Raw genomic sequence first — 21,469 nt, 5'->3', positions numbered from 1 at the left:
CATCATAGGACGCTAGCTTTCTCGTATATTCTTCAAGAACTCAGCAGCAGTCTCATCTCCTTTCTCAGCCGAGAGCGTGATCCACGAAATCGCTTCGTCATGCTTGCTATCCACACCTATGCCATGGAAAAGCGCCAACCCATACTCATACATTGCGGGAGGATATCCAGCCTTCGCGGCCAGCTTAAAGTACTGGGCTGCCCCCACAGGATCCACATCCACAAAGTCTCCGAATTGTAGATAGCAGCCGAGTCTATATTGCGCGGGGGCGTACCCTTTCGCTGCTGAGAGCTCAACCTCAGCCAAGCTTCTTAACTCGAACTCATCGATGCTTTCGTGAGGGCGACTAAAGCTCGAAGAAAGAAAGATTGCTTCTGCGGAGCCCGATTCAGCGGCACTACGAATCAGTGATGCAGCACCGGCCATGTCCCCGGAATCCAGAAGAACTGAGAAATCTTCCGAAAGGGCTGTAGGCAAATTACCCACGTGGGATGATCCCCTCTCCGGTCGGGCTTGTGTACCTACATTGAATGTGGTGTGTCGACTTGGCACCCAATTTGTCCTTCGCGTCCTTCTCAGCCATTTTTTTGCCTTAGACAACCGACTGCTGAAACCGTAACCGAAAGCAAACTCCTTGTCACCGATTGAGCAATTGTCGGGACTACGACCATCCCTACTTGCTCGACAGATGCAAGAGTACCCCCCTCTCTTCCGATCAGGCCAGGGAACCGACCTCTCCTCTGATGAGGGTGATGCCAGTGCCTTACTAAGCAATGCAGCGGCCACAGATTGGTTAACGCAAATTGGATTCATCCAATTTTCCAAACCGGACAACCGACTCGCCGCCACCAATGCGTTTAGGAATTCTGAATTGGACGAGTATTCCCCACCTCTACGCGATTGGTAGTTCTGAGGATCATTTGGGTTGAAACCAACTGCCCCTCCTGGGCGGGGGATGAAGCGAACTAGCGTTCTTTGCAGCCCAATCGGATCCGCGAACAAAGCTGGACTTCCATCGACATACGAGTATGTCGACACACCTCCGTCCAGCCCAATCGGATCACTCTGCGAATACCGCCCCACTGCCGGGTCGTACTCGCGCTGGTAATTGTAGAACAGCCCACTCGCATCCGTCGCCTGCTGGGCCGGGAAGCGCAGCGCCAGCTCGAACGCCACGCCATCCCCATCCGGGTCGGCACTCGGAATCTGGTTGCCGAACACCTCGCTCTTGTTGCTCCACTCCCAGATCGCGACCTCCCGTACCGGATCGATCACCACGCGCGGCGTACCCTAGGTGATCCTGCTGGATGTAGCCCAACTCCAGCGTGCCGTAGACGCAGTTGGCCTGCGCCGTTAAGCCCGCACTGCATTTCAATTCGGTGGTTGCTGCGGCCAATCCAGCCCAATCAAGGTGAAATGCGCATAGGCTGACACAGAACTAACGCTACTATTTATCCAAAGCTTGGCAAAGGACCGCTTGGAGACCCTCATCATTGCGACGATTCCATAGGTGTTGACGCTTGCCATCCGAGCCCATCATTACTATTTCATAAGAATTTATGCGTAGATCCTGGGGGGCGCCACACCTATAGTAAAGAGCGATGTTTGGCGGCAACTTAGCCCCAAAGCCAAGCGAATCGCGAATCAGAGGAGAAAGCTCCCTGCCAGCAGCCAACATTTGACCGTCTTTGATGTAGTGCGCCGCATGGCTCGTGTCAAACGAAATATAGTAGAGGCTCGCCTCCACATCCGACCTAATTACAATTGAGGAGGCATCTTCCGGAATCGCCACAGCCTTCGCGACGGACAGGTCACCTTCGTTTTTTATTTCCGCATACGAATCATAGCCCCGCCCTCCCTGGCTGCAGCCAGAAGCGACCCCTGCAAGCGTTAATATAGAATACACAAATCCCCTCATTTCATTATTCACCGCCCCACTCCGGAATGTAGTTTTTCAGGAAAATACGGGATGACTCTGGAACATAGCTGGCACAGCGCCTTGCGCAGCTTTCACCCAGCGGACACGCTGCACCTTGGCGATTCGCGGCCATGTCCACCGAGTTGTCTTTCCGCATCTCCGAATGACTCCTCCGGCGGCCATCTCCGTATAGGCCGATCCGTCCTGCGTAGTAGTCCTTCACTTCTTTAAGAGCCATTAGCTCCAACACAGCTCGGGGGTTACTTGTTACCTGAGTTGCCCGGCAAGCCGCCAAGCAATGATCGAACTGATCTGAACCGGTTATATTTCTCGACTTCATCTCCGAGTTGTAGATCGAGAGTATTTTGCCCGCCACGAGCACATCACCGATGTCTGTCGCCGGTAGCGCATCAGGCTGCTTCATCCGATATTTTCCGAACTGAAACTGCCCAGACTCCAAGCCCAACATGTCGCAGCGCTAACTTGGACTGACGGCATTGCACATACCTTCGTAGTAGGCATCACTCAAGTCAGCGTACATCCATCCTCTGATGGGATTGCTTCAACCTACTCAGCTGGGTTCGCCCCCACGCTTCTGTTTAAAAGCAAGAAGGACGCAACACTTGACATTGCACCCCACACCGGCGTCATTAAAATAGCACTCATAATCACGAACGATACCAATACCTGCCATATAAAGTCCGAATTGAACGAAGAAAATCTCTCGCGTTCAACTAAAATGACTATCGCCTGAGCAAAAACTCCGGCCGCCGCGCCAACACCCCCTCCCCACACTGCGCATTTCCAAGCCCCTCCCTTTTCATAGGGCCTGAGCAATAAACCAAGGAAAATTAGACCTACCATATATAACCAAGGAAACAACCTCTCAGTATCAAACTGATACATATCCCATAGAGGCTCCGGAATAACCACATACATCACTATTGAGGTGACCAGTGAAATCCCAGCATAGAGTAAATTTCGCCCATCCATTGAATCACCCCTTTGGAGAATAGATCCTGATCTTAACGCCAGGAAGCTTTGACAAGGACTTACCCAATGTTGCAGGCGTAAATTTAACACCAAGACTCTTAAATGGTTCAATTCCATTGATTGCGGAGGATGTTTGGATGGCGCAAAGCCCTCCGGTCGCTGCCCCCAACTGCTCGGCATAGTCTTGAATCTGAAGCTCGCTATGTTCAGTCGTATCAAAGCTGAGCGTGTATACCGTTGACCCTTCAGCCAAATGATGATTCACGAAGCTCGTAAGATTGGCGTCAACGCCTGAAAATATGTCACCTGTTCCGCGCGTGGGCGAATTCGGGTTGGCACCTGGACGGCATTGCCCTGCTTCACCGCATTCATGCGGTTCGCATCGTTGTAGGTGAAGGTCTTGCTGCCGATGCTGGTGGTGTTGCCCACCGCGTCATGGTTGCGCGCTTCACCATCCACTGCAGTCAGGCGGTGGCTGGTTGCGGGATAGGTGTAGCTGGCGGTGCCTGCCGAGGTGGTCAGCGCGGTGCGATTGCCGGTGGCGTCATACGCATAGGTTTCAATCGGGGGGCCGGTCGTCCCGTCCTGGGTCTGGGTCAGGCGACCCAGCGCGTCATAGGCGTACTTGGCCAGCACCGTCGAGCCTGCTCCGTTCTTCAGCTCGGTGACCGAACCGACCGGGTCATAGCCGTAGCCCAGTGACAGGCCGCCCGCGGCCGGGTCATGCACCGCCTGCGGCCGATAGTCCAGGTCCAGCGGACGCTGCAGCTGGCGGCCATTGCCGTAGGTCCAGCCGGTCGCCGGGCCGAAGGCCGCGTAGGTCACATTGTTCACCACGATCTGGCGTGCGTGGCCGGGCCGGGTCAGGCCGATCTGGCTGATGCGGCCCTGGGTATCGCGCACGTAGTCGGCCACGCTGCCGTCGGGGTAGCTCAATGCGGTCAGGCGGCCCGCCTTGCTGTAGGCATAGCGCAGCGTGCTGGCGACACCGTTGACGGTCTGCACCTTGCGGGTGACCTGACCGAAGCGGTCGTGGCAGTACTGGGTGCTGCCATTGGCGTGCAGCACCTGCCCCAGGCGCCCCTTGGCAAAGCGCTCGTCGGCGGTGCAGACCGCTGGCGCCACGTCATAGCAATAGCCCATCTCCGGGGATCCGACAGCCACGCGCATCGCAGCAGCGGAAGGCGACCACGACACGAGTGCGCTGGTCTAATGCCCTCATACTCGCCCCGTGACCGACGACCTCGCAATACCTATGATGCTTTCGCTTGCCGGAGACGCAGCAGGCCGACAGACCCGATTTTCCACAGAGCACCAGCACCTTCTTCCAGTGACCAACTGAACGCGGTGCGAGTTCGAAGATCGATGTCGCAACAATCAAACCACTGTGGATAGATGCTACTAGCCTTGCAACGGCCTTCATCGCACCCAATTCCAGTGCGTCGGGCTAGCAGCGGGACCTTCCTTGATGGTTTCAACGGCATCACCAGCCTGCTGGAATTCCTTACAACCGCGCCTTCTTTCCGCCTCGGCGAAGCGGAGTCTTCTTCTTACCAATCAGCATCGAAGCAGCAATAAACATGGCGCCACCGATGACCCACACGAACCCGATTATTTTACTGTAATGCGCCTGCCCTACCAGTCGAATAATCGACATATATAGATCACAGTTCACTCGACAAGGCCCAGTCCCAACCAATGCGCCGCCAATTACAGCCAGGCCAAATGCCATCGTAACAAGCCCCACCAGAATTCCAAATACTCGCAAAACCATTCACTCACCTCCGCAACCGCCAATTTATTACGGATTCTCGAACCAGATCAATCAGATCAAGAGGATCCGCTTCGGGATTAGATAGCAGAGGATGCGAGGGATTAGAATAATATGGAGCTAGACACTGACACCCTCTTGAATGAACCTGTGCAACGGTAGGATTCGATGGAAAGCCACCACTCATAACGTCACCGCTTGCGCACTGATTTTGATCCCTTCTACAGACCTCAACCGCACAGTACTGAGTATAGTCATGCTCACTCATGAGGCTCGCAGCGTTCTCCAACGACCCCACTTCCTCGGGCGAAAGTCCCCGTGAGTAAATTGGATTCGTGTGTGAGTTTGACTCGATTGCCTGACGTTGGACACGCGTAGCAACCCTCCTCTGAGCGGAGTTACCGCCACCCTGTCGCGCAAGACTTGGCGGCCTTCCGCCTTTCAGACCCATGGAATCCTCGTTGGACAGTGGATCACCATCGACATAAGAATACAGCGAGTACCCACCCCTGAGCCCAATCGGATCGCTCTGCGAATACCGCCCCACTGCCGGGTCGTACTCGCGCTGGTAGTTGTAGAACAGCCCACTCGCATCCGTCGCCTGCTGACCCGGGAAGCGCAGTGCCAGCTCGAACGCCACACCATCGCCATCCGGATCGGCACTCGGAATCTGGTTGCCGAACACCTCGCTCTTGTTGCTCCACTCCCAGATCGGCACATCACGCACCGGATCGATCACCACGCGCGGCGTACCCAGATGATCCGACTGCACGTAGGCCAGTTCCGGCACGCCGGTAACCGGCACATTGATCAGCGCTACCGGGTAGTTGTCCAGCCAGATGGCCTGCTGCTGCACCTGGCCCGTGGCCGAGTAGTTCCCCAGCCACTGTCCTGCTTCGTCGTACAGCGTGATCTGAGCCGCGCCACCGGCCGGGGTACGCAGCACGCGCTCGCCGCGATGGTTGTAGGCGTAGCTTTCCAGCACGGCATTGCCCTGCTTCACCGCGTTCATGCGATTTGCATCGTTGTAGGTGATCACCTTGCTGCCGATGCTGGTGATGTTGCCCGCCGCGTCATGGTTACGCGCTTCGCCATCCACCGCAGTCAGGCGATGGCTGGTTGCGGGATAGGTGTAGCTGGCGGTGCCTGCCGAGGTGGTCAGCGCGGTGCGATTGCCGGTGGCGTCATACGCATAGGTTTGGGGTGCCGGTCGTGCCGTCCTGAGTCTGGGTCAGGCGACCCAGCGCGTCATAGGCATACTTGGCCAGCACCGTCGAGCCTGCTCCGTTGTTCAGTTCAGGGGTTGTTGCTGCCGATTGAGTCCAAGCATGGCAATTCTACGATTCCGTACCCGCGCAACGCACCGCGTTTTTGGCGTGAATTGCCATGGCAGGAGCGAGCACCAAGAGTGCGAACACTATTACAACTGCCAGGGCCAGCCCCCATTTATTGCCTATAACCGCAAGCACGAAGGGGAATGCAGCGATGATGGCCAGTACATGAGCATAGAGTAGAAGAAGCACATATCTGCCCTCCGTCAGTACAGACTCGACGTCGCATCCGCAACGCCCGCAGTTCTTCCGCACCGACCTGTTAAGTGAATTGAATGTAGAGAAGCTCTGTTCACGTGCCCCGCAGGAGGGGCACGTGAATGAAAATATCGACCTCACCGGCAAACCTCCTCGCCAACTATTGCCGCCGCTGCGACAGCATCAGGATGCTGATAGGCGGCTCTAAAGGATGAACCATAGACAGCGAGCCCGGATACCGGGATCCCTACCGCTGGTGAAAATATATAACTGACACCGAAACCCGAGGCAGCGCGGCTCAGTAGCTGTACGGGATACTTGGATGCTACTGCACTGACTGCCGTCGCAGTCTGACCAGGGTGCAAGGATACCTGGGAGAGCACGGCGTTCAGTTGAGTATGGGTACTGATTGCTTCCTGTTGAGCCCCTTGGCCCCACCAGCCGTCGCGTCCAGTGAGAGCTGCCGCACCCCATGCAACCCCCGTGATGTAGCTGGATACACCATCACCAACTTGTCGTGGGATACTCTTGCTTGGCAGCTGCTTCCTGATCTGACTGTAAGAGGCAGAAATGCACTCGCAACCCTCCAACCCGAAAGGGTCGACGCTGCTCGCGGGGCTTCCTGCAACATAGCTATACGTGCTCAGCCCTCCCTCCAACCCAATCGGATCACTCTGCGAATAGCGCCCCACTGCCGGATCGTACTCGCGCTGGTAGTTGTAGAACAATCCACTCGCATCCGTCGCCTGCTGGCCTGGGAAGCGCAGTGCCAGTTCGAATGCCACACCATCCCCGTCCGGGTCTTCACTCGGAATCTGGTTGCCGAACACCTCGCTCTTGTTGCTCCACTCCCAGATCGAGACATTCCGTACCGGATCGATCACCGCGCGCGGCGTGCCCAGATGATCCGGCTGCACGTAGGCCAGCTCCGGCACGCCGGTAGCCGGCGTGTTGATCAGTGCCACCGGGTAGTTGTCCAGCCAGATCGCCTGCTGCTGCGCCTGGCCCGTGGCCGAGTAGTTGCCCAGCCACTGCCCCCGCCTCGTCGTACAAGGTGATCTGAGCCGCGCCGGCGGCCGGGGAGCGCAACACGCGCTCGCCGCGATGGTTGTAACCGTAGCTTTCCAGCACGGAATTGCCCTGCTTCACCGCATTCATGCGGTTGGCGTGGTGGTATTGCCCGCTGCGTCATGGGTGCGCGCTTTGCCATCCACCGCAGTCAGGCGATGGCTGGTTGCGGGATAGGTGTAGCTGGCGGTGCCTGCCGACGTGGTCGCGCGGTCCGATTACCGGTGGCGTCGTAGCCATAGGTTTCGATCGGGGTGCCGGTCGTGCCGTCCTGGGTCTGGGTCAGGCGACCCAGCGCGTCGTAGGCGTACTTGGCGAGTACCGTTGAGCCTGTGCCGTTCTTCAGCTCGGTGATCGAACCGACCGGGTCGTAGCCGTAGCCCAGCGACAGTCTGCCCGCGGCCGGGTCGTGCACCGCCTGCGGGCGGTAATCCAGATCCAACGGACGCTGCAGCTGGCGGCCGTTGCCATAGGTCCATCCGGTGGCCGGGCCGAAGGCCGCATAGGTCACGTTGTTCACCACGGTCTGGCGCGCCTGGCTGGTCCGGGTCAGTCCGATCTGGCTGATGCGCCCCTGGGTATCTCGCACGTGGTCAGCCACGCTTCGAATGTCTCGCACTGACGTAGCAGCATCCTGCCGCCAAAGCCGTTGTCCAGTCCATCTTTCAGGGGATTGCGAACCACGTATCGACGACCTCCTGAGTTTTATGTTACGCCCTACGGAAGTACGTACTCACAGATCATCCACAGTCTCTCGAGAACTAGAGGCAGCGTCTGGCTGACGATCGTACATAGCGGTAAATGCCTCAGGTGATGGTTGGTTGCCGGATGGGTGTGGCTCTCGCTTCCTGCCAAGATGGTCAGTGTGGTGCGATTGCCAGTATCGGTAGGCAGAGGTCCCAATCGGCCTGCTGGAGAACTTTAATTAGCGGACGTAACATTAGTTCACAGTCCCCAGAAGCCATCCCAGATCAAGCGCCACCAAGATTTGGCTATTCGGGCCGCTTCACTTGGCTTTCTTGTGAGAGCCACAATGACCCATACGGTGCTTCCGCCCATGATGCCTAGCCCAACCAATGTCATTAGCGCGGGGCTTATGTGCCTATAAAACCACCAGCCTAGGAGGACCAGGATCATCAAAGCAACATAGCGGAGCAGCAATCCAGTTTTCATAGTCCTATGGTTCCTACTTCCTGCAAGAATTCCCTTGGCTTATGGACAGCCTCCTTAACGTGCTTCTCCATAATATCAATCCAAAAAGGCTCACCGGGGTCATCTGACTCAGTTCCCCAAGGCAACAAACCCGAGTATGTCTTCAGGACGTCGCCCCTCGAATAGTTGCTACTGTCTTCACAGGCTGCCTCCGCCCACTGCTGCTCGGCGCGAGCCCACGCCTTCTGGCCACTAGTGATGTTCCAGACGCCCAGCCCAATACTTGCGGAGCCCGGTGCGGCAGTCACTACTGCCCCCTCCATGCCAAGTCCTCCAGCGATCCTCAGCGTACCCGAAGCAAGTAAGCGCCCAGCATTGATCGCATTCCCAATTGCGACGGCTGTCTTGTGCACGTTCCTTAACCCCAACGGGTCTATTAAGCTAAGTGAATTTCCGCCAACGTATCCGTATGTGCTGATCCCGCCCCTGAGTCCAATGCGATCACTCTGCGAATACCGCCCCACTGCAGGGTCGTATTCCCGCTGATAGTTGTAGAACAACCCACTCGCATCCGTCGCCTGCTGGCCCGGGAAGCGCAGCGCCAGCTCGAACACCACACCATCGCCATCCGGGTCAGCACTCGGGATTTGGTTGCCGAATACCTCGCTCTTGTTGCTCCACTCCCAGATTGCAACATTCCGCAACGGATCGATCACCACGCGCGGCGTGCCCAGATGATCTGGTTGGACGTAGGCAAGTTCCGGCACGCCGGTGCCCGGCACGTTGATCAGCGCCACCGGATAGTTGTCCAGCCAGATGGCCTGCTGTTGCGCCTGCCCCGTGGCCGAGTAGTTGCCCAGCCACTGCCCGGCCTCATCGTACAGCGTGATCTGAGCTGCGCCACCGGCTGGAGTACGCAGCACGCGCTCGCCGCGATGGTTGTAACCGTAGCTTTCCAGCACGGCATCGCCCTGCTTCACCGCGTTCATGCGGTTGGCATCGTTGTAGGTGAAGGTCTTGCTGCCGATGCTGGTGGTGTTGCCCACAGCGTCATGGTTGCGCGCTTCGCCATCCACTGCGGTCAGCCGGTGGCTGGTTGCGGGATAGGTGTAGCTGGCAGTGCCCGCCGAAGTGGTCAGCGCGGTGCGATTGCCGGTGGCGTCGTAGGCATAGGTTTCAATCGGCGTGCCGGTCGCGCCGTCTTGGGTCTGGGTCAGGCGGCCCAGCGTGTCGTAGGCGTACTTGGCCAGCACCGTCGAACCTGCGCCGTTCTTCAGCTCGGTGATCGAACCGACCGGGTCGTAGCCGTAGCCCAGCGACAGACCGCCCGCAGCCGGGTCGTGCACCGCCTGCGGGCGATAGTCCAAGTCCAGCGGACGCTGCAGCTGGCGGCCGTTGCCGTAGGTCCAGCCGGTCGCCGGGCCGAAGGCCGCATAGGTCACGTTGTTCACCACGATCTGGCGCGCCTGGCCGGGGCGGGTCAGGCCGATCTGGCTGATGCGGCCCTGGGTATCGCGCACGTAGTCAGCCACGCTGCCGTCGGGGTAGTTTGTCGCGGTGATTCAAGCAACCCATTCAGCAGGATCTTTTCGATCGCCGAAGCTGCCAGGCGTAGTCGCAAGGCGTTCGAGCGTTACCCGTGGCAGCCTAGCCTGATGTGGCAGCACGTTGTACCCGCCGCCATACCTCATCCGACATCGAGTTCTTCCACGTCTGAGCAAGGAGATCCCGAAGAGATGGGTCGTGCTTTGCCAAGCATTCAACCCTCTCGATTTCGACCTCGCCGTGGACAACCAAGTAGTCCTCCAAAGGTCCGGCAGCAAGATTGGAAAGTAGGTGCGCATCCACATCCATTCGCCTGACAGCCTCAATGAATTCCCAACCTTCGCCAGGATCTCGCTGGATGATGCCATCAACTTCATCCAGCACCCCTGTGAGCAGATCCCGCTCATTCGCATCGATTGCGAGCCGATTAAAATTAACCCATGCTTCAGCGATGTTCTCCATGCACTCTGTATCAATCATTGTGTAGATCTCAAGTTGGTTGAGCCATAGTCGCCCATTGCCAAGCCTCATTGCTATAACCTGCACAGCGCTTTTCTGCAGATTCAGCAAGCAATCGCCTCAACTTCGCCTGCTTGTTTTGAAATTGCTGCACATGCCCATCTATTGACATACGACCGGTAACCGGAAGCCCACGTCTAATCTGTTTAAGATCCCAGTATCGCTTTCTCGGCTGGACTGCCAGAGAATCTATCTTTGCTATGAGACGATTACAGTCATCGTCGTCTTCTTTCTCGCACGCCTTGGATATGATGTTCCGCGCCAGAATTGACGCGGGGCTTTGCGAATTTAAGATGCTGCATGAGTGAGTTAGCCTAAGGCTGTTCAGCGCATTTTTCGTTGCGGCAAGGCCAGAAGACGCTTCCCCACAAGAAGCGGGCGGAGCGAAGTTTGATTGATTTGTCCCCTGTAGGAGCTTGGCTCGAATTCATCATAGCGCGAGAGCCTGCGTGCACGCCGCTGCGCATGACTTGCTGGCCCTCTGCGTCACTATGTGAGGCCGGGGAACTTAGTGCGGAGCTGATTGCCGCTTCAGGCCATCATGGTTTGAAGACGATCAATTCACACGTCCCCTCTGCATCCGAACCTCTCTGCCAATCAGAGAAGTGGCGATGCTCCCATGCATCACTACTTTCCATCTCCTGAGCACACTTAGTCAGGAACGCGACAAGGAGACGCGCTTCAGCGGGCCCGACCTGTAGGACCAACTCCTCTAGCCGACCGGGGTCATCAACGAGCCGTTCTTCCCGTATATCTGCACCTATTTCGCGCCCCTTTGTGTCCCTCCACTATGACCTCCCCACCAAAAGCCTTGAGTATGACGCATTCGACTGGATCGCCACGCTCGCATCCCTCGTGCGCAGTCTCTTTGACTACATCCAGAGCTATGCCACATTTGCGAGCGACAATCAGTTCCCGCGAGGGAACAGCTTGGCACTATCAGAAGGACCGGCCTGGTCTGTTCTGTTCCCCCAACTTCCGTCTTGGTTCACGCCGATCTCCTTGCAGCCTTTCGCACAGATATGGCCTGACGTTGTTAGCCCTCAATCAGCAGACGACCTCCTTTTCCCTATCGTCTACTACCACATCGTTGAGCTGCAATGCGGGCCGCTTGCTCAAGCTCAGAATCCACGCCCCTCACCCCCTTCAACGCGGCACTCTTGAGCCACGCGTATGCCTCACTTGATGACGCACAGTCCTGCTTGTCCCTCAACATGAAGAACACGTTGTACTGTGCAATCGGGTGCCCCAGGGCTGCAGCGTAGACAAGCCACATGTGGGAGCTACCGGCCGTGCCTTTGCTCTCAAAGTGGCGTGAAATTCGAAACGCTGCCTCAGCGTCGCCCGCATCTGCGCGGCCAGTCAACGCAAGTAGCTGCTTATCATCAAGCTCAGCGCCACTATCCGTCGCGATCGAGCCGTCAAGCTCAACTACCGGCCTTTCCGGCTGAGGGGGTACCTGCGCATTGACAAACCCTGTTCCCACCAAACACAGGAGAAGACCTGTCTTCTTGAACATGGTCATTTGACCCCGCCCTCTTTCATGAAATTCACCCATTCTCCAGGATTGCTTTTATCTTTTTTTCCTTCAGGTGTTTTTCCGTAGTTTCCTTGATCCGGATACAATGGATCGTTCTTTGCCCAGGTGTACTCGGTAGGCGCTTGAATCGTCATGTTTAGCGCCTTGGATAGCTGCTGGGCGGGGATCGGTCCACCATCGATCGACTTACCTGTTCGACAGGAATAGAGTCTGATATACAGATACTTTGAAAGATCTGCATCGCGTCGAATTGACTGCGCCAGTGAATCTACAGACATGCTTCTACCATCCGGACCTATGAAGTTCTTCCCGTTGTGATGAATACTAATGGTAAGCATATTCGGGGGCGACGGAATCATTTTGTTGCCAAGGTATGAATCAGGATTATCGTAGGGCGGGATATAGTTTAGGTCGGTGAGGCCCAGTGAGTCGACCCGCCTGGTCGGAGAGGCGCCAGCGTACCCGTAGGTCGAGATCCCCCCCATCAACCCAATCGGATCGCTCTGCGAATACCGCCCCAACGCCGGGTCGTATTCCCGCTGGTAGTTGTAGAACAATCCACTCGCATCCGTCGCCTGCTGGCCCGGGAAGCGCAGGGCCAGCTCGAACACCACACCATCACCATCCGGATCGGCACTCGGAATCTGGTTGCCGAACACCTCGCTCTTGTTGCTCCACTCCCAGATCGCCACATCGCGCACCGGATCGATCACTACGCGCGGCGTACCCAGATGATCCGGCTGCACGTAGGCCAGCTCCGGCACGCTGGTAGCCGGCACATTGATCAGCGCTACCGGGTAGTTGTCCAGCCAGATGGCCTGCTGCTGCACCTGGCCCGTGGCCGAGTAGTTGCCAGCCACTGCCCTGCTTCGTCGTACAGCGTGATCTGAGCTGCGCCACTGGCCGGGGTACGCAGCACGCGCTCCCCGCGATGGTTGTAACCGTAGCTTTCTAGCACGGCATTGCCCTGCTTCACCGCGCTCATGCGGTTGGCATCGCTGTAGGTGAAGGTCTTGCTGCCGATGCTGGTGGTGTTGCCCACCGCGTCATGGTTGCGCGCCTCGCCATCCACGGCAGTCAGCCGGTGGCTGGTTGCGGGATAGGTGTAGCTGGCGGTGCCTGCCGAAGTGGTCAGCGCGGTGCGATTGCCGGTGGCGTCATACGCATAGGTTTCAATCGGGGTGCCGGTCGTGCCGTCCTGGGTCTGGGTCAGGCGACCCAGCGCGTCATAGGCATACTTGGCCAGCACCGTCGAGCCTGCGCCGTTCTTCAGCTCGGTGACCGAACCGACCGGGTCATAGCCGTAGCCCAGTGACAGGCCGCCCGCGGCCGGGTCATGCACCGCCTGCGGCCGATAGTCCAGGTCCAGCGGACGCTGCAGCTGGCGGCCATTGCCGTAGGTCCAGCCGGTCGCCGGGCCGAAGGCCGCGTAGGTCACATTGTTCACCACGATCTGGCGTGCCTGGCCGGGCCGGGTCAGGCCGATCTGGCTGATGCGGCCCTGGGTATCGCGCACGTAGTCGGCCACGCTGCCGTCGGGGTAGCTCAATGCGGTCAGGCGGCCCGCCTTGCTGTAGGCATAGCGCAGCGTGCTGGCGACACCGTTGACGGTCTGCACCTTGCGGGTGACCTGACCGAAGCGGTCGTGGCAGTACTGGGTGCTGCCATTGGCGTGCAGCACCTGCCCCAGGCGCCCCTTGGCAAAGCGCTCGTCGGCGGTGCAGACCGCTGGCGCCACGTCATAGCTGTAGCCCACGTCCAGATTGGGGTCCGGGTAGGCGACGCCGATCAAACGATTCAGCACATCGTAGTGATAGGTAGCGGTGACGCCGCGCGCATCGGTGGCCGTCTTGCGGTTGCCTGCCGCATCCACGGTGAAGCTGCTGGCGCCGCGGTCCGGGCTGACTTGCCCGGTCAGATCACCGAAACCGTTGTAGGCGTAGGTGGTGTGCAGTCCCTTCGGGTCAGTGACCTGGGTGACCTGGTCCAGCGCGTTGTACTGACTGCGGATCTCCGCCGCGACGCCGCCGACGTCCTGCAGGGTCTGCGCCAGGCGGTTCAGCGGGTCGTACTGCTGGCTGGTCACGCGCTGCAGGGCGTCGGTCACCGTCTGCAGATTGCCATTGGCATCGTAGACAAAGCCGGTTGCGTGATTGCCCGCATCCTTCAGTGCGGTCAGCTGGCCGAGCGTGTTGAACGTCCGTGCCAGTGTACGGCGCAGGGTGCCTCCTGCATCGAGCGTGTCTTCCTTGAGACGATTGCCGGCATTGTCCAGCGTGTAGTGGATGGTGTTGCCGGCGCTGTCGGCGATGTCAGTCAGCCGCTGTGCGGCGTCGTAGACGTAGGTGACGCTGCTGCCGTCGGGCTCGGTGATCTGTTGCACCTGGCCGGTCGGCCAGTAGCTGATCTGGGTAACCCGATCCTCGGCAGTGGTGGCGCCACGTACGATGACCGAGGTCGGCCAGCCGCGAGCATGGTACGTGTAATCGGTGACCACGCCGTTGGCATCCTTCACCGACAGCGGGCGCCCGAACAGGTCGTAGGCCAAGGTCTCGATCGTCTGGCCCATCGCATCGGTCACGCTGCGCAGGTCGCCCTTGCGGTAGCTGCAGGCACCGTTGGTCGCGCACCCTGCATCGTCCGCCGCATAGTAGGCGTAGGTGGTGATATCGGCCACGTCGGTGCGCGGGCCGTCAATGCTGCGCAGCAGCCCAACCTGCGGGCACTCCGGCCCCTCTGCCTCGCAGTATGTTTGCGTGGTGACGCGGGTGTCACCGGTCACCGTATCGCGGACGGAGATGGTGGTCGGTTGAAGGCGGGTATTGCGTGTGATGCGGGCCTCACGGTTACCGACGGTCTGTTGCACCAGCCGATTGCTGTCCGCCGTTACCCATGTCTCGCTGACGCGCTGATCCGGGGTGCCGACCGCATCCGTGGTCGTGGTGGCATTGACCAAGCCCAACACAGGATCATTGATCTCGCTGTAAGCGCGGTCCGTCCGCACACCCCGCCGATCAACCGACGTGCCCAGGCGCCGTGCAGGATCGGTGTCCAAGGGCAGGTAGTTGTAGGTCTGCTCGCCCTGCTCGTCGGCAAGCCCCGTCACCTTTCGAGGCGGATCGGACATGCCTCCAGAAGTGAGGGAATAGACCGTCTTTTTCCCAAGGGCATCGGTGACAGTCGTGGTTCCGTCCGCAGCATACTCCAGGCGCACGCCGTCAACGCCTGCACTCGCTGCGGGTGCGGCCATAGCGGGTGCGGCATGTGCGGCGACCAACGCCCCACAAAGGGCGTAGGCAGCAAGCACTCCCGTCGCACAACGGACAATCTGATCAGTTCTTTCCAACATCCCTGTTCTCTCCGTGAAATACCCCAGCCCGCCCCAGGGCGGAGGCCCAACCGCCGACGCGCTCATGGCCGAGTCGACGGAACACGCAAGTCAGTTGCAGCCGGCATCATGCCGGCTGCAGGTCACCCTGCCTTTCTCGTCATAGCCGAACCAGCTGAGGCGACGACCATCCTCTGCCGTCACGCCAGTCAGGTGCCATGGAAATCGCGAATCCTCATAGTGATAAAGCCGCGACCGCCCATCGGCATAGGTAACGCTGGCGAGCTGATCATTATCGCCGTAGCTGTAACTCGCGTAGGGCGCTCCATTGATGGTCAGCGCAGCGATCTTCTCGTCGATTGCATCCGCATAGGAGAATTCCACCTTGCGGCCGGTCGAGTGCCGGATCTCCTTCAACCGCCCGGCGCCGTCATGACTATAGGACAGCGTCGTACCATCTTCGTACTCCCGCTGCTGGATGAGCCCGATGCGCGAGAAGCGGAGCACCTCGGTACGCCTTCTGACGATCCAGCCAACGTTATAGACGAACTCTGCGCGGTCCCCACTGCCGTCGGTGGCAAGGTAGAAGGAGCCCGTCTTCTGCTGGAAGGCGACATGGCTGCCATCTTCATCAATGAATCCCGTCCATGTGGAAGTCCCCGCTGAAGGCAGGATGGCCATGCGCACATTGTGGGTATGGGTCCAGTTCGCACCGAAGCCGCCCCCAACCGTCTGGGATTTTGAATGATAGTGGCGGTCCATCCGAATCCACGGCAGGTCCAGCTCCGGCTCGCGTTGTACCTTCTCGCCCGTGGTCGGATCACAGGGATTCCCCACGCCATGACAGAGCTTTGGCGTCTGCTTTGTGTAGTACGACATGGTGAGCCGGTGGTTAGCCTCGATAGGGTCGCTCAACACACAACCGGCGAGCTCATCCTTCCACTTCATGGTGTCGGGATTGGGGCATTTCACGTCACGCGTACGGGTGACGTATGACGCGTTTGTCAGGCACCCCCCACGCAGAGTACGCCAGGAAATGGTAACGCCCTTGGTCCACTCCTCATGAGTGCTGTTTTCCGGATCTTTACCCACCCCCTTCGTGGAGACCCACACCGGCGTTGGCACGGTTACCGGGCAGAGCGTCGCGTTTCCCGAACGCATCACACTCAGAACGGCCTCTTCACTGGGATATCCCACGCCAGCGTACGAGTAGACCCAAGGTCCCCTCTTGATCGGAGTGGGCTTCACCCCGTAGATCGTGACGAATCTGTTGTTCGTCATAGTATGCCCGCGCACTCCCCAATTGACGGGATCGACGACAATTTTGAGAGCCGCCGCCATTGCTTTGACGGCCACTTGTGCCTCACTCTCACTGGCGTACTCCAACGGCGGATAGTTCCAATCCCTGTACCACCGCGGCGTCGTTTCCTGAGCCCCGGCGCTTGCGGCTATGAACACCAGTACGGCGCTGACGCAGCCCTTGATTGCGGCTGCGGCCCATCCATAATCCTTCATTGATTTTCTCGTCCTTGATCGCACCAGAACACGGGCTGCGCAATCGCGTCCTCCCGATTGCGCTCGACGCGCAGAGGAGAACAAATGGCCGATTACAGGTCAACCGTCAGACCAGACTTTCATCGCAGATTCGCCAGAATCAGAATTTCCTTACACATCATCATCGCTCAGCATGCGCCAAATGCCGCGCAGCAAGGCGCACTTTACTGCTCGCTCCCACGTCCACGGTCCAGATCATGGACGACCAGAAATTTCATTCCAACGTGATCGGACCATAAAGCAGCAGAATCCGCTTTTTCCCCGCCGCTCACCGCCCAGCAGGCAGCGAGGGGGGCCAGTCAGCGCGTCCGCAAGCTTGCGCACTGCCCCGCTTGCCCCAGTCCATCCATTCGATTATTCTGGAATTATGGAAACATCAAACGCCATCGCTGCGCTGACGGCCCTGGGCCACGCCACCCGCCTGGCGGCCTTCCGCCTGCTGGTCGAGGCCGGCCCGGCCGGTCGCATGGCCGGCGACCTTGCCGCCGCGCTGCAGGTGCCGCCGGCCACGCTCAGCTTTCATCTGAAGGAACTGGTGCAGGCAGGCCTGGCGCAGGGCGAGAACCGGGGCCGCAACGTCTGCTACCGCGCCAACTTCAGTGCCATGACCGGCCTGATCGAATACCTCACGCACAACTGCTGCGCTGGCTCGACCGCCAGCGAGTGCGCGCCCGCCACGCCTGGCTGCGGTTGCTGACATGGAGCCCGCGATGATCCGCACATCCACCCCCAGTGACCTCCCCCGCATCCGCTCGCTGCTGCAGCAGGCCGGCCTGCCGGTAGCCGATCTGGAAAGCCACGGCATCACCTTCCTCGTCGCGGAGTGCGAAGGTCAACTGGCCGGCGTGGTCGGGTTGCAGCCATCCGGTTCATCCGCGCTGCTGCGCTCGCTGGTGGTTGCGCCGGGACTGCGTGGCACGCATCTGGGGAAGGCCTTGCTGATGGCCGCCGAAGACCTCGCCCGCCGCCTGCACCTCACCACGCTGATCCTGCTGACCACCACTGCCGCCCGTTGGTTCGAGCACCAGGGTTATGCCCCGCTCGCCCGCGCGCAGGTTCCCGAGGCGCTGCGCGCCACCGCCGAATTCACCCACCTGTGCCCGGCCAGCGCGACCTGCATGCACAAGGCGCTCGCTGGCCCGCCTGACACCACCCTGCCACGCAATGTCCTGTTCCTGTGCACCGGCAACAGCGCCCGCAGCGTGCTTGCCGAAAGCACGCTGCGCGCTTGGGGAGGCGAACGCTTCAACGCCTTCAGTGCGGGCAGCCAGCCCACCGGGCAGGTCAATCCGCGGGCGATTGCCCAGCTGCAGGCCGAAGGCATGCCCGTGGAAGGCCTGCGCAGCAAATCCTGGGACGCGTTTGTCGATGCAGCGCCAATGGATCTGGTGATCACGGTGTGTGATTCGGCCGCTGCCGAGGCGTGCCCGCTGGTCTTCGGCGACTTCATCCGCAGCCACTGGGGCCAGCCGGACCCGGCAGCGGTGGGCGGCAGCGAGGCCGACCAGGCAGCCGCCTTCGCCCAGGCCCATGCCATCGTGAAGGCGCGCCTGCGGGCATTGCTTGAGCTGACCGACGCGGTGTGGGCCGATCGGAATGCACTGCAGCGTGCCCTGGACCGGATCGGCCAATTGCAGCCGAACCAGGGCGTGCCATGAGCGCGCCAGCGCCGATGCGCCTGTTCGAGCGCCACCTGACCCTGTGGGTGGCGCTTTGCATCGCTGCGGGTACGCTGCTGGGCCACCTGCTGCCGGGCGCGTTTGCGTCGCTGGCGGCCGCCGAAGTGGCACAGGTCAACCTGCCGGTGGCCGTGCTGATCTGGCTGATGATCATCCCGATGCTACTGAAGGTCGACTTCGGCGCGATGCGCCAGCTCGGCCAGCACTGGAAAGGCATAGGCGTAACGCTGTTCGTCAATTGGGCAGTGAAGCCGTTCTCGATGGCGCTGCTGGGTTGGTTGTTCCTGCGCCACGTGTTCGCCGGCTGGCTGCCAGCCGCCCAGATCGACAGCTACATTGCCGGCCTGATCCTGCTGGCCGCCGCGCCCTGCACCGCCATGGTGTTCGTCTGGAGCAACCTGTGCCGGGGCGACGCCAACTTCACCCTGAGCCAGGTGGCGTTGAACGACGTCATCATGGTGATCGCCTATGCGCCGGTGGTAGCCCTGCTGCTGGGCCTGTCGGCGATCACCGTGCCGTGGCATACCCTGCTGCTGTCGGTTGGCCTGTACATCGTGGTCCCGGTGCTGGTGGCGGCCGCCCTGCGGCGCTGGATCCTTGCGCGGCACGGCGAGCCGGGCCTGCAGCTCACCTTGCGCCGGTTGGGCCCCCTATCGCTGTCGGCGCTGCTGCTCACGCTGGTTGTGCTGTTCGGTTTCCAGGGCGAGCAGATCCTGCGGCAACCGCGGGTGATTGCGCTGATCGCGGTCCCGATCCTGGTCCAGGTCTATCTCACCTCCGGCCTGGCCTACCTGCTCAACCGCCGCTTGGGCGTGGCGCACTGCGTGGCCGGTCCGTCGGCATTGATCGGCGCCAGCAATTTCTTCGAGCTGGCGGTCGCGACCGCAGTCGGCCTGTTCGGCGTGCACTCCGGCGCCGCGCTGGCCACGGTGGTCGGCGTCCTGATCGAAGTACCGGTGATGCTGTCGGTGGTGCGTATCGTGAACCGCTCGCGTGGCTGGTACGAACAACGCCGGCACGCCTGACCGCGTTCCGGTGCTGCGTACGCACTACGTCCATTGCTGCACCATCAGCGCCGCCGCCACGCACCACAGCACGACCCATACCGCGGAAATCCTGAGTACCGCCAGCAATGCAAAGCCGATGGCGGCAATCACGAAATCGGCGACGCCGTGCACGCCCTGCGTCCATACCGGGTCATGGAAGGCCGCCGCCAGCAGGCCGACCACGGCCGCGCCGATACCGGCCATCATGCGCGCAGCCCAGGGCCGGCGCACCCAGGTGTTCCAGAACGGCAGCACCGCCAGCAGCAACAGGAACCCCGGCAGGAACAGGGACAGCAACGCGACCAGCGCACCTGCCGCCATCGGCAGGCCCGTGGGCACCTCCGCGCCCAGGAACGCCGCCAGCGAAAACATCGGTCCTGGTACCGCCTGGGCCGCACCATAGCCGGCCAGGAACCGGTCCTGGCTGATCCAGCCGGTATCGACCATCGCCTGTTGCAGCAGCGGCAGCACCACGTGGCCGCCGCCGAACACCAGTGCCCCCGATTGATAGAGCGCACCGGCAACGCTTGGCAGGGTCGGGGCGTGCGCGCGTGCCAGCAGCCACGATGCCACCAGTCCCAGCACGAACAGCGCAAGCAACACCGATGCACCGCGCACGCCGTAGCGCACCGGAAACACGGCCGCAACCGGCATCTGCACGCGTCGGCACAGGCCGAGACCGAGCGCGCCTCCCATCGCCACGGCAGCCAGTTGTGCCCATGCGCTGGCGCCCAGCAGGATCAGGCCGAACGCCGCGCACGCAATCAACGCGCGGGGCAGGTCCGGAACCAGCTGCCGTGCCATGCCCAACAGGCCGTGCGCGACCACTGCCACCGCCACCAGCTTCAGGCCATGGACGAGCGCTGCGCCCATGCCCACATCGAGTCGCGGTGCAACCGCGGCGAAGCCCAGCATGAGCAGTGCCGACGGCAGGGTGAACGCCGCGAACGCGGCCACCGCCCCGCGCCAGCCCGCGCGGAACAGGCCCAGGGCCAGCCCCATCTGGCTGCTGGCCGGCCCCGGCAGGAACTGGCATACGGCCAACAACTGCGCGAAGTGGGTATCGTCCAGCCAGCCGCGGCGCTGGACGAATTCGCGGTGGAAATAACCCAGGTGGGCAATGGGGCCGCCGAACGAGGTCAGTCCCAGCGCGAGGAATGCGGCGAACACTTCGGTCCCACTGCCGGTTGCGCGCGGACTCGGTTGTGGTTCGCGGTCAGGCATGGCAATGGGGTCCGGTCGGGGCATGTTTTCGCGGACGGGAAGGGCCCCGGCCGCCGCAGGACCGCCAGTGGGGGGCCTGCCGCCCCGATTATCCACCTGTGCGCCGGCTGTATCGAGACACATCCGCACGTACGGGCACGAACCTTCATTCACATTGCCTGCTCTATAGTCCGCCCCACACCGCCGCACGCTGCGGCTGGCCTTGAGAGGGTTCCCATGAAGACCGGACGTTTGCTTGCCATCACGTTGTCCGCCGCTGCAGCGCTGGCGGCCGCCCCTGCCTTTGCCGATCCGCCGCACCATGCGCGCGGCAATGGCCCGCCGCCGCACGCCGGTGGCCCGCACCATCGCGACGCACCTCCGCCGGGCTGGCAGAAGAAGGCTTGGCGCCGTGGCGACCGCCTGCCTTGGGCCGAGGTGGACCGCCGCTACTGGGTGGACGACTATGCCCGCTACGACCTGCGCAATCCCGGCCGCGGCCAACGCTGGGTCCGCCAGTCGGACACCGAATACCTGCTGGTTGAGATCGCGACCGGCTTGATCATCGACGCCCTGCATCGCTGATCGGATCGGCACACCGGGGTGGCCGTAGTGCACGCCCCG

At 60.6% G+C, this 21,469-nt stretch carries 12 protein-coding genes and 7 pseudogenes; 5 read left to right on the top strand and 14 right to left on the bottom strand.

All coding sequences use genetic code 11. The features are described from left to right. Positions 1-12: 12 nt before the first annotated feature. From A9K58_RS19995 to A9K58_RS20235, 13 genes and pseudogenes are all read right to left on the bottom strand, one after another. Complete coding sequence (locus A9K58_RS19995) at positions 13-426, bottom strand: tetratricopeptide repeat protein (RefSeq protein ID WP_231109351.1); 414 nt, start codon at positions 424-426, stop codon at positions 13-15. 552 nt (positions 427-978) lie between these two features. Next, positions 979-1,330, bottom strand: a pseudogene (locus tag A9K58_RS20240) (RHS repeat-associated core domain-containing protein); the annotation flags it as partial. A 117-nt stretch (positions 1,331-1,447) separates the two neighbouring features. Continuing rightward, complete coding sequence (locus tag A9K58_RS19580; RefSeq protein ID WP_155760542.1) at positions 1,448-1,930, bottom strand: hypothetical protein; 483 nt, start codon at positions 1,928-1,930, stop codon at positions 1,448-1,450. Then, the gene (locus A9K58_RS19325) at positions 1,923-2,342 is read right to left on the bottom strand and encodes a hypothetical protein (protein WP_081284158.1); all 420 of its coding nucleotides are present in this window, start codon (positions 2,340-2,342) and stop codon (positions 1,923-1,925) included. Before A9K58_RS19325 ends, A9K58_RS19580 begins: the two co-directional genes overlap by 8 nt. Positions 2,343-2,485: 143 nt before the next feature. Then, positions 2,486-3,028, bottom strand: coding sequence for a hypothetical protein (locus A9K58_RS19985; RefSeq protein WP_231109346.1), 543 nt, complete (start codon positions 3,026-3,028; stop codon positions 2,486-2,488). Between the two features lie 186 nt (positions 3,029-3,214). Then, positions 3,215-4,057 (bottom strand): annotated as a pseudogene (locus A9K58_RS17825) (RHS repeat-associated core domain-containing protein); the annotation flags it as partial. Between the two features lie 632 nt (positions 4,058-4,689). Next, positions 4,690-5,980, bottom strand: a pseudogene (locus A9K58_RS19320) (RHS repeat domain-containing protein); the annotation flags it as partial. 815 nt (positions 5,981-6,795) lie between these two features. Continuing rightward, positions 6,796-7,883, bottom strand: a pseudogene (locus A9K58_RS19980) (RHS repeat-associated core domain-containing protein); the annotation flags it as partial. 565 nt (positions 7,884-8,448) lie between these two features. Continuing rightward, positions 8,449-9,993, bottom strand: a pseudogene (locus A9K58_RS17815) (RHS repeat-associated core domain-containing protein); the annotation flags it as partial. Between the two features lie 85 nt (positions 9,994-10,078). Next, positions 10,079-10,507, bottom strand: coding sequence for a DUF6869 domain-containing protein (locus tag A9K58_RS17810; RefSeq protein WP_155760540.1), 429 nt, complete (start codon positions 10,505-10,507; stop codon positions 10,079-10,081). Between the two features lie 1,057 nt (positions 10,508-11,564). Next, positions 11,565-12,020, bottom strand: coding sequence for an SEL1-like repeat protein (locus A9K58_RS17805; RefSeq protein WP_065200605.1), 456 nt, complete (start codon positions 12,018-12,020; stop codon positions 11,565-11,567). 419 nt (positions 12,021-12,439) lie between these two features. Next, positions 12,440-15,162 (bottom strand): annotated as a pseudogene (locus A9K58_RS17800) (RHS repeat-associated core domain-containing protein); the annotation flags it as partial. Between the two features lie 312 nt (positions 15,163-15,474). After that, entirely contained in the window at positions 15,475-16,878 is a 1,404-nt protein-coding gene (locus tag A9K58_RS20235; RefSeq protein ID WP_407070836.1) for a DUF6531 domain-containing protein, read from the bottom strand. A 406-nt stretch (positions 16,879-17,284) separates the two neighbouring features. Here A9K58_RS20235 and A9K58_RS17795 point away from each other — a divergent pair, with 406 nt between their 5' ends. The 4 genes and pseudogenes from A9K58_RS17795 to arsB all read left to right on the top strand — a co-directional run bounded on the left by A9K58_RS17795 (position 17,285) and on the right by arsB (position 19,621). After that, positions 17,285-17,614 carry an ArsR/SmtB family transcription factor gene (locus A9K58_RS17795; protein WP_065200604.1) on the top strand — a complete coding sequence of 110 codons (330 nt, stop codon included), beginning with the start codon at positions 17,285-17,287 and terminating at the stop codon, positions 17,612-17,614. Position 17,615: 1 nt separating this feature from the next. Beyond that, a pseudogene (gene arsN2, locus A9K58_RS19970) lies at positions 17,616-18,032 on the top strand (arsenic resistance N-acetyltransferase ArsN2); the annotation flags it as partial. A 39-nt stretch (positions 18,033-18,071) separates the two neighbouring features. Continuing rightward, complete coding sequence (locus A9K58_RS19965; RefSeq protein WP_065200638.1) at positions 18,072-18,575, top strand: arsenate reductase ArsC; 504 nt, start codon at positions 18,072-18,074, stop codon at positions 18,573-18,575. A 14-nt stretch (positions 18,576-18,589) separates the two neighbouring features. Then, positions 18,590-19,621: an ACR3 family arsenite efflux transporter gene (gene arsB, locus A9K58_RS17785; protein ID WP_065200603.1), complete on the top strand. Its 1,032-nt coding sequence runs from the start codon at positions 18,590-18,592 to the stop codon at positions 19,619-19,621. Between the two features lie 24 nt (positions 19,622-19,645). Here the strand turns inward: arsB and chrA are convergent, their stop codons facing one another. Continuing rightward, entirely contained in the window at positions 19,646-20,866 is a 1,221-nt protein-coding gene (gene chrA / locus A9K58_RS17780; RefSeq protein WP_065200602.1) for a chromate efflux transporter, read from the bottom strand. A gap of 216 nt (positions 20,867-21,082) precedes the next feature. Between chrA and A9K58_RS17775 the strand changes: the two genes are divergently transcribed. Further along, positions 21,083-21,430 carry an RcnB family protein gene (locus tag A9K58_RS17775; protein WP_065200601.1) on the top strand — a complete coding sequence of 116 codons (348 nt, stop codon included), beginning with the start codon at positions 21,083-21,085 and terminating at the stop codon, positions 21,428-21,430. Positions 21,431-21,469 lie beyond the last annotated feature (39 nt).

This window comes from Stenotrophomonas maltophilia, from assembly GCF_001676385.1.
Lineage (GTDB): Bacteria > Pseudomonadota > Gammaproteobacteria > Xanthomonadales > Xanthomonadaceae > Stenotrophomonas > Stenotrophomonas maltophilia_J.
This window is presented reverse-complemented; position numbering and strand designations above follow the sequence as displayed.

Excerpts from the sequence above, each read along its gene's own strand:
- A9K58_RS17795 (WP_065200604.1), top strand. The coding sequence starts at position 17,285 with ATGGAAACATCAAACGCCATCGCTGCGCTGACGGCCCTGGGCCACGCC.
- chrA (WP_065200602.1), bottom strand. The coding sequence starts at position 20,866 with ATGCCTGACCGCGAACCACAACCGAGTCCGCGCGCAACCGGCAGTGGG.
- A9K58_RS19985 (WP_231109346.1), bottom strand. The coding sequence starts at position 3,028 with ATGGAATTGAACCATTTAAGAGTCTTGGTGTTAAATTTACGCCTGCAA.
- arsB (WP_065200603.1), top strand. The coding sequence starts at position 18,590 with ATGCGCCTGTTCGAGCGCCACCTGACCCTGTGGGTGGCGCTTTGCATC.
- A9K58_RS20235 (WP_407070836.1), bottom strand. The coding sequence starts at position 16,878 with ATGAAGGATTATGGATGGGCCGCAGCCGCAATCAAGGGCTGCGTCAGC.
- A9K58_RS19995 (WP_231109351.1), bottom strand. The coding sequence starts at position 426 with ATGGCCGGTGCTGCATCACTGATTCGTAGTGCCGCTGAATCGGGCTCC.
- A9K58_RS17775 (WP_065200601.1), top strand. The coding sequence starts at position 21,083 with ATGAAGACCGGACGTTTGCTTGCCATCACGTTGTCCGCCGCTGCAGCG.
- A9K58_RS19325 (WP_081284158.1), bottom strand. The coding sequence starts at position 2,342 with ATGAAGCAGCCTGATGCGCTACCGGCGACAGACATCGGTGATGTGCTC.
- A9K58_RS17805 (WP_065200605.1), bottom strand. The coding sequence starts at position 12,020 with ATGACCATGTTCAAGAAGACAGGTCTTCTCCTGTGTTTGGTGGGAACA.
- A9K58_RS17810 (WP_155760540.1), bottom strand. The coding sequence starts at position 10,507 with ATGAGGCTTGGCAATGGGCGACTATGGCTCAACCAACTTGAGATCTAC.